The 11,718-nt window shown below is 54.1% G+C and carries 15 protein-coding genes; 6 read left to right on the top strand and 9 right to left on the bottom strand.

Annotated features, from left to right (window positions below):
* A partial coding sequence (locus H8Q75_RS03235; protein ID WP_297040461.1) for an FAD-dependent oxidoreductase occupies positions 1–512 on the bottom strand: 512 nt, incomplete at its 3' end.
* 98 nt (positions 513–610) lie between these two features.
* Positions 611–1,246 (bottom strand): chorismate lyase, encoded by a 636-nt coding sequence (locus H8Q75_RS03240; RefSeq protein ID WP_024124617.1) that lies wholly within the window; start codon positions 1,244–1,246, stop codon positions 611–613.
* A 127-nt stretch (positions 1,247–1,373) separates the two neighbouring features.
* On the opposite strand from H8Q75_RS03240, the gene H8Q75_RS03245 reads away from it, so the two are divergent.
* The 3 genes from H8Q75_RS03245 to H8Q75_RS03255 all read left to right on the top strand — a co-directional run bounded on the left by H8Q75_RS03245 (position 1,374) and on the right by H8Q75_RS03255 (position 4,687).
* On the top strand, positions 1,374–2,030 hold the full coding sequence (locus tag H8Q75_RS03245; RefSeq protein ID WP_024124618.1) for a Mo-dependent nitrogenase C-terminal domain-containing protein: 657 nt from the start codon (positions 1,374–1,376) through the stop codon (positions 2,028–2,030).
* Between the two features lie 19 nt (positions 2,031–2,049).
* Positions 2,050–3,372, top strand: a complete 1,323-nt coding sequence (rimO, locus tag H8Q75_RS03250; RefSeq protein ID WP_297040464.1) for a 30S ribosomal protein S12 methylthiotransferase RimO — start codon at positions 2,050–2,052, stop codon at positions 3,370–3,372.
* Between the two features lie 76 nt (positions 3,373–3,448).
* On the top strand, positions 3,449–4,687 hold the full coding sequence (locus H8Q75_RS03255; protein ID WP_024124620.1) for a HAMP domain-containing sensor histidine kinase: 1,239 nt from the start codon (positions 3,449–3,451) through the stop codon (positions 4,685–4,687).
* Here the strand turns inward: H8Q75_RS03255 and H8Q75_RS03260 are convergent.
* Positions 4,657–5,511 carry a DNA-formamidopyrimidine glycosylase gene (locus tag H8Q75_RS03260; RefSeq protein WP_024124621.1) on the bottom strand — a complete coding sequence of 285 codons (855 nt, stop codon included), beginning with the start codon at positions 5,509–5,511 and terminating at the stop codon, positions 4,657–4,659. The two genes, H8Q75_RS03255 and H8Q75_RS03260, sit on opposite strands and share 31 nt — an antisense overlap.
* Positions 5,512–5,522: 11 nt before the next feature.
* A complete protein-coding gene (locus tag H8Q75_RS03265; protein WP_011057407.1) occupies positions 5,523–5,753 on the bottom strand; it encodes a photosystem I reaction center subunit IV in 231 nt (76 codons plus the stop codon).
* A gap of 200 nt (positions 5,754–5,953) precedes the next feature.
* On the opposite strand from H8Q75_RS03265, the gene H8Q75_RS03270 reads away from it, so the two are divergent.
* Positions 5,954–6,292 (top strand): STAS domain-containing protein, encoded by a 339-nt coding sequence (locus H8Q75_RS03270; RefSeq protein WP_024124622.1) that lies wholly within the window; start codon positions 5,954–5,956, stop codon positions 6,290–6,292.
* Positions 6,293–6,319: 27 nt separating this feature from the next.
* Here H8Q75_RS03270 and H8Q75_RS03275 read toward each other — a convergent pair whose 3' ends face one another.
* The 4 genes from H8Q75_RS03275 to H8Q75_RS03290 are packed head-to-tail and all read right to left on the bottom strand — an operon-like array spanning position 6,320 to position 9,750.
* Complete coding sequence (locus tag H8Q75_RS03275; protein WP_024124623.1) at positions 6,320–7,381, bottom strand: 3-deoxy-7-phosphoheptulonate synthase; 1,062 nt, start codon at positions 7,379–7,381, stop codon at positions 6,320–6,322.
* Positions 7,382–7,416: 35 nt separating this feature from the next.
* The gene (locus H8Q75_RS03280; protein ID WP_297040473.1) at positions 7,417–8,553 is read right to left on the bottom strand and encodes an LptF/LptG family permease; all 1,137 of its coding nucleotides are present in this window, start codon (positions 8,551–8,553) and stop codon (positions 7,417–7,419) included.
* A gap of 2 nt (positions 8,554–8,555) precedes the next feature.
* Positions 8,556–9,344 (bottom strand): LPS export ABC transporter ATP-binding protein, encoded by a 789-nt coding sequence (lptB, locus tag H8Q75_RS03285; RefSeq protein WP_024124625.1) that lies wholly within the window; start codon positions 9,342–9,344, stop codon positions 8,556–8,558.
* Complete coding sequence (locus tag H8Q75_RS03290; protein WP_297040476.1) at positions 9,304–9,750, bottom strand: LptA/OstA family protein; 447 nt, start codon at positions 9,748–9,750, stop codon at positions 9,304–9,306. The genes lptB and H8Q75_RS03290 overlap by 41 nt, the downstream gene beginning before the upstream one ends.
* A gap of 60 nt (positions 9,751–9,810) precedes the next feature.
* Between H8Q75_RS03290 and holA the strand changes: the two genes are divergently transcribed.
* Positions 9,811–10,818 carry a DNA polymerase III subunit delta gene (holA, locus tag H8Q75_RS03295; protein ID WP_024124627.1) on the top strand — a complete coding sequence of 336 codons (1,008 nt, stop codon included), beginning with the start codon at positions 9,811–9,813 and terminating at the stop codon, positions 10,816–10,818.
* On the opposite strand, the gene H8Q75_RS03300 is transcribed toward holA, so the two are convergent.
* Positions 10,755–11,210: a hypothetical protein gene (locus tag H8Q75_RS03300; protein ID WP_024124628.1), complete on the bottom strand. Its 456-nt coding sequence runs from the start codon at positions 11,208–11,210 to the stop codon at positions 10,755–10,757. The genes holA and H8Q75_RS03300 overlap by 64 nt on opposite strands.
* Before the next feature lie 213 nt (positions 11,211–11,423).
* Between H8Q75_RS03300 and H8Q75_RS03305 the strand changes: the two genes are divergently transcribed.
* On the top strand, positions 11,424–11,718 hold a 295-nt coding region (locus H8Q75_RS03305; protein WP_297040482.1), incomplete at its 3' end, for a hypothetical protein.

An 11,718-nucleotide genomic window follows, 5' to 3' on the forward strand; every position in this document is an offset into this window, starting at 1 on the left:
GCAATAAAAATGTCGGAGTTTACCCGCTCATCGATCCCTTGGCGTTGTAGCCACTCTAGAAGGGTGTACTGATCCATTGCCTCGACGTATTTTTGGCCGCGCACAATCGCTGGCCACAGCCCCAAGGCAAAGCGGCACTTCTGCTCCCACGTCAGCATATCGTTGTTGCGCAAAATGGAGAGCAGCACATTAAAGGGGGCAGGAATATCCGGGACATCAAACCACGAGAGGACCCCTGGCTTTTCCGGTTGGTTAAAAATCAGGGCATGGCGTTTCCATTGTAGGCGATCGCTAATCCCCAATTCCTCTAGGAGTTGCAGCATATTGGGGTAGGCGCCAAAAAAGGCGTGCAAGCCTGTTTCCACCCAATCGCCATCGGCATCCTGCCATGCCGCCACCAAGCCCCCAAGAACATTGGCACGCTCAAACACAATCGGGGTGTGTCCTGCATCCACTAGATACTTGGCACAGGCTAAGCCCGCTAAGCCACCGCCGGCAATTGCAACTCGCATGAATAACGCTACCCTAACTGACGAAGATGAACCCAGTCCCTTAGGGGGACAAAAATCTTTTCATATTATATTTACAAAACGTTACGGAAACACCCGCCTTAGGCTAATGTTGGGTCTGCATTTGCCCAATAGGCTGCACTTCCCATCGGGCCAAGGTAACGGCAGAGGTAGGGAGAAAAGACTTCATAGATGAGGGTAATGGGACGGCGATCGTGCCAAAAGAGGTAATGGCGTCCCCAAAAGGGTCCTGCTTCCCCAAAGGCTGCCGCCAACGTTTCAGAGTGGCCTAGATACACCGCCTGAATGTCCCGATAAAGCTCCACCTTGCGCTGGGCGAGGTTTGTCCAAATGGGCATGGCACGGTTTTGCAAATACTCATCCACATGGGCGGCTTCCCACCAGGAGGTGGCATAGGCCAAGCGTTGACCCGACGCTGTGCGTAGCCACACTTGACGCCGGAGCCGTGGGCCGGGAATTAGTTGCAGTTGCGCGGGGGCGCGATCGCTGGCATGGCCAATGGCCGACATATCAATCACATCCACTTCCGTGGTTTCGCCAGTCAGCAGTTGCAAGTGGCGAGTGGGGGAGCCATCCCCCAGAATCAGGATTTGCCACGCCGGCGCTAAAAGATCATGGGGCAGTCCTTGGGCGATCGCCGCCGCATCCCCCTGCCAAATGGGATCAAGGGCATACCAAGGGGTTGAGCAGGTGGAGGGCAACAGCGAAACAGTCAAGGCCGTGACACAGTGCTTAACAAAACTTCGTCAATTGTAGCAAGGATTTTCTCTGTGGCTGAGGGTGGCACGGAAGGCCAAGACCTAGAGTACAGTCGTAGTGAGCAGCACTCTTGGGGTAACCTCTATGGCAACCACCGCAGCATGTACCCTTGAACTCACACCGGAACAAACGGCCATTTGGATCAAGGGGCTTTTGAGCGTTGCCTGTGCCGATGGTCATTTTGATCCGGAAGAGAAGCAACTGATTGCAAGCCTGATTCAAGAGGAAATTGCTCCGGAAATTGACACTGATCACTTTGCCCCCGTCACCGACGCAGAACTGGTGGCAGCCTTTGGGGGCGATCGCGCCCTTGCCGAAAATTTTGTGCGTACCGCCGTGATGGTGGCGCTTGCCAATGGCATTTACTCCCAATCAGAGGATGCCGAACTGCAACGCTTCTGCAGCGCCTTAGGACTAGAAATTGATGCCCTAGAGTCCCTAAAACATACCCTTGATGGTCAGCACGGGAGCAATGAACAAACCCTGCGCCTGTTGGATCCCGTGCGCCATTGGCTGGATGGGTTAGAGGTCAAAGATGCCAAGGTCGCTCGCTTTCTCTGCCGCCTGATTCCCCCCCAATGCCCCTTTGAGCGCGACATTACCCTCTTTGGTCGCAAGATTGTCCATATTCCCCCCCTCTGTAAACTCAATCCCCTTTATGATCAGTTAGTGGGGCTGCGCTTCCGCGCGCTCACCTATTTAGCGGATGAGTGCGGCGAAGACATTACCCCCTACTGTTAGATGGTGCTGACCTGTTTAGATGCCAAACCCAACAAAACCGAAAATTGCCTTTGCCCACCTTGGCTGTGATAAGAACCGCGTGGATACGGAGCACATGATTGGTCTGCTGGCCGCAGCGGGCTATGGGGTGGGTACCGATGAAACCGAAGCCGACTACGTCATTGTCAACACCTGTAGCTTTATTCAAGCCGCCCGCGAAGAGTCGGTGCGCACCCTAGTAGAGCTGGCGGAGGCCAATAAAAAAATTGTAATCACAGGCTGCTTAGCCCAGCATTTTCAAGGGGAACTATTGGCAGAGCTGCCTGAGGCGGTGGCCGTTGTCGGCAGTGGCGACTACCAGCACATTGTGGAGGTGATTGAGCGGGTAGAAACGGGTGAGCGAGTACAGCAAATTAGTGCGGTGCCCACCTACATTGCCGATGAAACCGTTCCCCGCTACCGCACCACGCCGGCGCCTGTGGCCTATCTGCGGATTGCTGAGGGCTGTGACTATCGTTGTGCCTTTTGTATCATTCCCCATCTGCGGGGCAACCAGCGATCGCGCTCCATTGAGTCCATTGTTAGCGAAGCTCACCAGTTAGCGGCTGAGGGGGTCCAAGAAATTATCATTGTTTCCCAGATTACGACAAATTACGGCCTGGATCGTTATGGCCAACCCCAACTGGCGACTCTGATTCGCGCCCTCGGCGAAGTGGATGTGCCGTGGATTCGCTTGCACTATGCTTATCCCACTGGGCTAACCCCTGAGGTGATTGCAGCAATGCAAGAAACCCCCAACATCTTGCCCTATTTGGATTTGCCATTGCAACATTCCCATCCCGAGGTCCTACGGGCGATGAATCGGCCTTGGCAAGCAGGGGTTAACGATCGCCTGATTGAACGGCTGCGGCAGGAATTACCGGAAGCAGTGATGCGGACGACCTTTATTGTGGGCTTTCCCGGTGAAACCGAGAGCCAGTTTGAGCATCTCTGCCAGTTTGTGCAGCGGCATGAATTTGACCATGTGGGGGTGTTTACCTACTCCGCCGAGGAGGGGACTACTGCCTATGATCTGCCGGATCAGATTCCCGAGGAGATCAAACTGGCGCGGCGCGATCGCCTCATGGCACTGCAACAACCCATTGCCCAGCGCAAAAATGCCGCTGAAGTGGGTAAAACCGTGCCAGTGCTCATTGAGCAGGAAAACCCGCAAACGGGGGAATTCATTGGGCGATCGCCCCGATTTGCCCCGGATGTGGATGGGGTTGTCTATGTCAAGGGAGCCGCTACCCTAGGCACGATTGTCCCCGTAGAAATTACTGCTGCTGATATTTACGATCTGTACGGCATCATCCCCGCCTAAGTTCGGTTTTAACCCTAGGCGAATCGGAAACGTTGGGGCTATGGTCAAGGCAGTTGGGGACGTTGCATGGGCTGCTATGGGGCGCTCGCATTCCACCATTGATCGTTATGATACCCGTGCCAGCGATCGCTTTTGGCAGTGGCAAGCGGGGGTTGCTGCCTTAGAAAAATTATTGGCAGTGATACATCCCATTGAGGGCTTTTTAGTTTCTTTCCCCAGCCTTATTCTTCAAGACTGTCCCTTAAAAACCTATGTCCTCATTCCCCAGGGGCGATCGCTTCCCTCCTTGCCGCCGTCAGAGGCCAATTCTGCTCTACCGGCAATGACCCTTTTGCCCCTAGTTCAGGGGGGGATGAGTCCCTTTTGCTTGCTTCTAAGTCCAGAGGTGAATCTTTTGCTGGTTTATCAAAGGGAGCAAGGACTGCACTTTTCCTTTGCCCCTGAGGAAATTCATGCTTTTTGGCAGCAGTTGCGGCAGCAACTTCCCTTAAGCGATCTCCACGCCATTGATCAGTGGTTTGCCAGCGTGGAGATGGTACCCCCGAGCTATCGCTTGGTGAGTCAATTTGGTCAATGGCTGCTGGACTATAGTCAACCGGAGACCACGCCCCTGCCTGTAACTTCTATCCCCATGGCCCCTGACATTCCGCTGCTCCAAGCCCTCTCCCACGAGGTGCGTACCCCCCTCACCACCATTAATACCCTTATCCAATTGCTACAACGGCAAGAGAATCTCCCTCAGCGCACATACCAGTATCTGCAAAAGATTGGTCAAGAGATTCAAGATCAAATCAGCCGCTTTAATCTCCTGAGTGATGCTGCTGAAATCTTCACCAGTCCTAACCCCAAACCCCGCCTTGCTTTTGGGCAGACCCACTTGGCGGAACTCTTGACAACCAACTTGGCTCGCTGGCAAAAACAGGCGGCGCGGCGTCAGGTCAAATTAGTGCTAGATTATCCGCCCAACTTACCCGTTGTCCTCAGTGATCCAGCCTCCTTAGACCAGGTCTTGACTGGGTTAGTGGAATACTATAGCCAAACCCTTGCCTCGGAGAGTGAACTGCAATTGGTGGTGCAGCGGGCAGGACAGCACGTGAAGCTAGAATTACGATCGCCCCAGTACAAGCACCGCAGTGATCTTGCTGCCTTGGGGCACCTCCTCCTCTGGCATCCGGCGACCGGACAAGTGAGTCTGAACTTTCAGGCGGCAAAACTCCTCATTGAAGCAGTTGGCGCTAAGGTGATTCAACGGCGCGATCGCCAAGCGGGAGAAATTCTCACCCTTTACTTGCCCATTGCCGAAAACAGTGGCTGACACTGGGGACAATAGTGACTGGAGCGCCCTGCCAAGCGCAGCCGTTCAATGGTTGTGCCACAGACGCGGCAGGCCTCCCCTTTGCGACCATAAACCCATGCTTGAGCCCCATAGCGACCATTCACCCCCGCCGGCGTGACAAAGCTACGAATTGTCGTGCCCGCCGCTGCAATTCCTGCCCTCAGCACTTGGCGAATGACCTGGTGGAGGCGCACAATCTGCTCAATGGTTAGGGTATTGGTGGGTAGGGCGGGGTGCAGACCACTCAAAAAAAGACTCTCATCGGCATAGATATTGCCCATGCCCGCAACAATAGTTTGATCCAAGAGCGCCGTTTTAATAGAGCGACGACACTGAGCCAGCCGGGCCGCCAAGAATGCCACTGTAAAAGCCTCACTCAGGGGTTCCGGTGCCAAGGTGGCCAGCGCGGGAATTGCTTTCTCTGGGCGGCAGTGTGCAGGAACCCACCAACAGCGACCAAAAGTTCGTTGATCCACAAAGCGGAGTTCTGCCGTCGTTGGGAAAAACCAGCGCACACGCGTATGGGGACAGGGGGGCTGGGGAGTGGTTAGCCACAACAACTGGCCACTCATGCGCAGATGAATCACGAGGCGACTGCCGTCATCTAGGTTGGCCAAAAGGTACTTGCCCCGTCGTTGCCACTGTTCAATGGCGCGATCGCGCAAGCGATCGATGAACGCTTGCGGCTGTTTGGGAAGGGCAATAGAACGGGCTAGAAGTACGTTAACCTCAACAATAGGTTGTTCAAGGGTGACGACTTCTAGCCCACGACGTACTGTTTCAACTTCTGGTAATTCCGGCACGATCCCAGAAACTATTTACCTTTTTTGGGAGGAGCCACTTCCTGCACTTCGTGGAGCGCGAAGTTATTCGTGTTCACACCGCTGGCACTGCCGCTGTAGCCCGTGTAATTGACTTTGTCGAAGCGCACAATCACAGGGTATTTGACGCCGGGGGTCTGATCCACAGAGGCGACGGTGCCCACTTCGTTGTACCAGTAGGATTCAGGGCGGAGAATCTTGACTTTAGAACCACGTTGCACCATGAGTTATCGTCCTAAAAATTTCTCAACGGCTAGAGTTAAGCCTACTATGATTACTACGGCTTGTTACGCTCGCTCCACAAAATTTCACAGAGCCCGCCATTTCTGGAGCGAAGTAAAGGGCGGTTATGTGTTTGCTCCCTTGCGAATCTCTGTGAAAAAAGGCTGTATACTAGCGGGGAACTCCTTTCCGTCGTCCTGTTATGGCCAACACTGTCGAAGTGATCAAGCTGTCTGGGGTCTTTGGTGGTCCACAAGCTCAGGAATTTCGTCAAACCATTAGTGAGCTGGTTCAAGGGGGGACTAAAGCTCTATTGCTGGATTGTGGGAATGTTACCTTTATTGACAGTTCTGGCTTGGGTGCTCTTGTTGTGGCCCTGAAAACTGTCCGTGCAGGTGGGGGACAGCTTTACCTATGTAATATTCCCAAACAAATGATGATGCTCTTTGAACTCACGAGCATGGACAAGGTCTTTCAAATCCTCAAAGATGCGGAAGAATTCTTCTCATTGAAGCTACCTCCCCAACAGACCAGTAACTAGCTTCTCTTCCTTTGGGAGGCGATCCGGTTATCTGGCGACCAGTTGGGATCCTACGGCACTCGCCAATTGCTCGAGCATCGTTACTGTTGTCGCAAAGTCGACGCAGGGATCGGTAACACTTTGGCCATAGACCAACTGTGAGAGATCTTTGGGAATTGGTTGATTACCCGCCTTGAGATGGCTCTCGATCATCACACCCGCTAAATAACGGGAACCTTGCTGCACCTGCTGGGCGAGATTCTCACACACTAGCACTTGGCGTTGGGCGTCTTTGGCGGCGTTGGCATGGCTACAGTCTACCATTAGCCGAGGTGTGAGTCCCTTGCGCTCTAAGAGTGCAGCAGCCATCTCGATGTGGGCCGCAGAATAGTTGGGGCCGTCTTTACCGCCGCGCAACACAAGGTGAGTATCAGGATTCCCGGTGGTGGCAACAATACTGGCACGGCCTTCAGCATTAATTCCCAGAAAATGGTGTGACTGCTGTGCCGCGATCATGGCATTAATCGCAGAATCTAAGTGACCATCAGTGCCATTTTTGAAGCCTACGGGCATCGAAAGACCCGACGCCATTTGACGGTGGGTTTGGCTTTCGGTGGTGCGAGCACCAATAGCTGTCCAACTGACAACGTCGGCAATGTACTGGGGAATGATCGGATCGAGTAATTCTGTAGCGGCGGGTATTCCCAAGTTGGCCAAATCCAGCAGTAGCTTGCGGGCGAGGCGTAGCCCAGTGTTGATATCATAGCTGCCATCGAGGTGCGGATCGTTGATGAGGCCTTTCCAACCTACAGAGGTCCGTGGTTTTTCAAAGTAAACCCGCATAACAATTTCAAGACTATCCTGCAGGCGATCGCGCACCCGAGCCAACTTTTCCCCATATTCCAGCGCTGCCTTGACATCATGAATTGAACAAGGCCCCACAATGACGAGTAGGCGGCGATCGCGCCCCTTGAAAATGTCACGAATGCGATCGCGAGTGGTGGCCACAAGGGTAGCTTGGGATTCAGTCAGCGGTAAATCCGCCAGCAGGGTAGCAGGCGTCAACAAGGGTCGCGTCTCAACAACGTGAAGATCAAACGTTTGCGGCATGGATGAGCAATCAGCACTTCTTTCATCATAACTCTCTAGCTGCGATCCGCACGCCACAGTAGGGCGATCGCCACCACCAAGCCAATACTGTGGGGCAACCACGCCGCCGCCAGGGGCGAGAGGGTGCCAATCGTCCCCAGTGCACCGAGGAAAAACGTAAGCACGTACTGACCAAACACCACCGCCACACTAATGCCAAATCCCTGCCGCCCCCGCCGTTGGGAGGGACTGAGGCCAAACCCCACCCCTAAAAGGGCAAAGACCACGGCCAAAAAAGGCTGAGCATGGGACTGAGCCAAATGAACCTTGAGGGCACGCACCAGTTCTGGCTCTTGATCGGGATCGAGACGTTGCAGGGCACGGCGGGTTTGGGTGATCGAGAGCTCATTCACATCTGTGGGCCGCAGTGGCTGGGATTGGGCAGGCCGAGGCAAGCGGATCTCCTGTTGGTCAAATTGCAAGAGATTGCGGCTGACCCCCGTGTGGCTAATTAGATAGGCTATTCCCCGAGAGAGTAACCAGCGACTCTCACGTACATTCCACTCAGCGGATTCAGCACTAATGACCTGAGTCACCTGCGGTTCCGAAAAATCCAAAACCGTGATCCCCTGAATGCGGCTGCCATCAAAGCGATGCCCATAATACAGTCGCCGCACATTCCCGTGGCGATCGTACTCAGGGTAGAAAATATCGGTGCCTGAGCCAAGGGTGCGCTCCTGCTGCAGTAACTCGCGCATGAGTTTTTGCGATTCATACTTGGCGATCGGTACCGCTGTTTCATTCAGCGCGAGGGTCAACCCACTCACAAATAGAGCAAAAACCACCACAGGTATGAGGACACGGGCCAGACAAATGCCCACACTGCGCAGGGCAATCCACTCCCCTTCCTCCGAGAGCCGACTCATCGCCCCCACAACCGCCAGTAGCACAGCCATGGGAAAGACCAAGACCAAGACGGCAGGCAGTTGATAACCAATCAATTGCAGCAAAATCGCTAGGGGCAGTTGAGCATCGGCGACTTGCCGCACCAGATCAAAAATCGTGCCGACGGTCAACGCCAAGGTGGTAAAGACGGTGAGGCCAAAAATAAACCCCGGCAGTAGTAGCGAGAAAAGATACTGATCCAGCTTGGGAAGGGTCGGCAGCCAGATCTGCCGCGGTGCTCTAATCATGCCTAGAAACGAAAATCCTCACCAAGGTAGTATTGCCGCACTTTGGCATCCTGTGCCAATTCCCAGCTATTCCCGGCAGCTAAAATCTGCCCTTCCCGTAAAATGTAGGCGCGGTCAATAATTTCCAGTGTTTCCCGCACATTGTGATCGGTAATGAGAATGCCGATTTGGCGATCGCGCAGCTTCGCAATCATGTCCTGGAGGTCATGCACGGCAATGGGATCTACCCCCGCAAAGGGCTCATCGAGCAGTAAAAAACTGGGGCCTTGGGGACCTGCTGCCAAGGCACGGGCTAGTTCGGTGCGCCGCCGTTCTCCCCCTGAGACTCGCCGACCGAGGGTGTGGGCAATATGGGTCAGCCGAAATTCAGTCAGCAGTTGATCCAAGCGATCGCGCCACTGCCGCCGAGGCACTCCTGTTTCCTCTAAAACCAAGAGAATATTTTCAGCAACCGTCAACTGGCGAAAGATACTTGGTTCTTGGGGCAGATAGCCAATGCCCCGCCGTGCCCGCTGATGTAGGGGAGCATGGGTAATATCCTCATCATCCAGCCATACTCGACCCTCATCCGGTCGTTCAATCCCCGTGGCCATGTAAAAGGTTGTCGTTTTTCCTGCACCATTGGGCCCCAGCAGACCCACCACTTCTCCCCGTGCCACCGAGAGACTGACATGATCCACCACCCAGCGACTGCCATACCGTTTACATACTCCCTCTAGGCGAAGCGTGGTCGGTAGTGCAAACCGCCCGCTAGGGCTGCACAGGTGTAAGAATTTGTTGGTTAGGGTCATCTGGGATCATTAAAATAGATTCGACTTGGCGGCTGGGGGCGGGTAGAGCGACAAATTTTGCTTCCTCAATAAGATAGGTGATGGTATCGGCCCGAAGACTGTTCCCCTGTTGCAAAACATACACATTCCCACTGAGGACAATGCGCCCCTCACGGCTGAAGTATTGTGCCTGTGCCGCCGTGGCCTGAATTTGGCGGGCAGGGTAACGCAGTTGCACATTGCCCCGGGCGGTAATCACCCCCGTGATTGCATTTGCTTGCTGTACATCAGCCAAGATGGTGAGGGCTTGGGAAGGGGTTTCTTGGGAGTCTGCGGGTCGCCAGAAAAGGGGAGCAATTGCTAACCCTACTCCCAGTGTACCTATTACCAAAAGGCGGGATGGCCATCGGGAACAAGATTGCAGCATTTCCTTAAATTCTCCGCCACAATGTCTTTATCCTAGTGGATGAGGGAAAATTTCCGCATCATGCCCGTTTACTTCTACTGGGGGGAGGATCAATTCCAACTCGAGCAGGCCGTCAAAAACCTACGGCAACAGGTCGTTGATCCCCTTTGGGAGGGTTTTAACTTCGAGAAATTTGCTGGGGAGGAGGCCGAAGCTGTTCAAGCTGCGTTAGCACAGGTGATGACGCCGCCCTTGGGAGGGGGCGATCGCTTGGTGTGGCTGGTGAATACGACACTGGGTCAACGCTGTAGTGCGGAACTACTTGCCGATTTAGAACTGACCTTGCCGCAAATTCCCCCGAACTGTCATTTGCTCCTCACCAGTACCCAAAAACCCGACAGCCGCAGTAAAGCTGTCAAGCTGCTGCAGCAGCATGGCAACATTCAGGAATTTAGTCCAATTGCCGCTTGGAAAACCGCTGAGATTGAACAGCAGATCCGTGAGGCAGCTCAACGCTATCAGCTGCACCTGCCCCCGGAAGGGGTACAACTGCTGGCAGCGGCCGTGGGTAATGACAGCCGCCAACTCCACAACGAACTAGAGAAATTGGCTTTGTTTGCGGGCGATCGCCCCCTTACCGCTGAAGACATCACAACCCTTGTTCATGCCACCCAACAAAGCAGCCTCACCCTTGCCAGTACCCTGCTGCGGGGAGATACAGCTGCTGCCCTGACCCAACTGGAGGACTTGCTGCTACAAAATGAACCCCCGTTGCGCCTTTTGGCTACCCTGACGAAACAATTTCGCACCTGGTTGTGGGTCAAGTTGCTCAGCCATGAGCGGGACAATCAACGGATTGCCAAGCTAGCTGAGGTCGGAAATCCGAAACGGGTCTATTTCTTGCAAAAAGAAGTAAACGCTGTTGCTCTGCCTGCCCTTCAGACCTGTTTACAGATTCTCTTAGCCACGGAGTATCAACTAAAGCTAGGGGCTGAGCCAGTGGCGACCCTACGCCAAGGGATGATTCAGCTTTCCTTGGCCTGCTCACGGCGTTCTTGGGGCGATCGCTCTGGGGGCGGTGACAGTTGACTCGAGGGCAGCCGCGAAGGTTTGCGACTGGGACGATTCCACGTTTGCCATGCAGCTTTTACCCCAGCAAAGACACTCCGGGTGGTCACTTTCACCTCTTGGACTTGGCGTTTTGCCGCTGCAATCCCTTGATCCACCTGCTTGACCACGTTCCCAGCACTTTCTACCCCTTGGCTAATGTCGTCGGTGAGATCGCTAATCTCTAGACCCGTCAAGCGAATTGCTTCTAGGGTAGGGGGAAGTTCACGCCCCAAGGTATCAAAGAGCTTTTCAGCACTGCGAGCAGCCCGTGCTAACTCCATAAATGCCGGAATTGCAGCAACCAGAACGGCTGCCAAGCATACGGCCACCAATACCAGTGACACCGCCAACCAAAAAATTGGTTCTGTCACGTTGCTTCGTCCATTGAGTCTTGCAGGGGATGTGTCCCGATACTATCACGACTTCCCTAGGAGCAACAGTTACAGGAGTGAAGCCCAAGGCAGAGGGCCACTGAAGAACTGAGAAATGAGCCGTAATATTCATGCCCAAAACCAAGCGCAACTAGCAAGTTTGCTACAATTGCTGTGCAGCCATTGGTTGCTGTTCCGTGCGAGGAATCATCAATGTCTTTACGCCAGCCGTTGCTCTGGGGAGGTGCCACAATCGTTATCTCTTTGATCAGTTTAGGGGCGGCTGCTGCTCCCTTGCCCAAATGGCGGGAGCGCTTCAACCTGAGATCTCAGCAAGCCCAACACATGCAGGCGATCAACGAACGGTATAGGCAAAAAGTGCAACAGGTGGCATTGAACACGACTAAAGAACACCTAGAGAAATTCTTCGTGGCCGGTGCCCCCACAGCTGAACTTCAGCAACGATTTGACTTGGTGATGAGCTTACAGCAGATGCTGCAACGGAGAC

Source organism: Thermosynechococcus sp. OHK43 (assembly GCF_014466085.1).
GTDB lineage: Bacteria > Cyanobacteriota > Cyanobacteriia > Thermosynechococcales > Thermosynechococcaceae > Thermosynechococcus.

Excerpts from the sequence above, each read along its gene's own strand:
- rimO (WP_297040464.1), top strand. The coding sequence starts at position 2,050 with ATGCCAAACCCAACAAAACCGAAAATTGCCTTTGCCCACCTTGGCTGT.
- H8Q75_RS03255 (WP_024124620.1), top strand. The coding sequence starts at position 3,449 with ATGGGGCGCTCGCATTCCACCATTGATCGTTATGATACCCGTGCCAGC.
- holA (WP_024124627.1), top strand. The coding sequence starts at position 9,811 with ATGCCCGTTTACTTCTACTGGGGGGAGGATCAATTCCAACTCGAGCAG.
- H8Q75_RS03245 (WP_024124618.1), top strand. The coding sequence starts at position 1,374 with ATGGCAACCACCGCAGCATGTACCCTTGAACTCACACCGGAACAAACG.
- H8Q75_RS03275 (WP_024124623.1), bottom strand. The coding sequence starts at position 7,381 with ATGCCGCAAACGTTTGATCTTCACGTTGTTGAGACGCGACCCTTGTTG.
- H8Q75_RS03270 (WP_024124622.1), top strand. The coding sequence starts at position 5,954 with ATGGCCAACACTGTCGAAGTGATCAAGCTGTCTGGGGTCTTTGGTGGT.
- lptB (WP_024124625.1), bottom strand. The coding sequence starts at position 9,344 with ATGACCCTAACCAACAAATTCTTACACCTGTGCAGCCCTAGCGGGCGG.
- H8Q75_RS03280 (WP_297040473.1), bottom strand. The coding sequence starts at position 8,553 with ATGATTAGAGCACCGCGGCAGATCTGGCTGCCGACCCTTCCCAAGCTG.
- H8Q75_RS03265 (WP_011057407.1), bottom strand. The coding sequence starts at position 5,753 with ATGGTGCAACGTGGTTCTAAAGTCAAGATTCTCCGCCCTGAATCCTAC.
- H8Q75_RS03290 (WP_297040476.1), bottom strand. The coding sequence starts at position 9,750 with ATGCTGCAATCTTGTTCCCGATGGCCATCCCGCCTTTTGGTAATAGGT.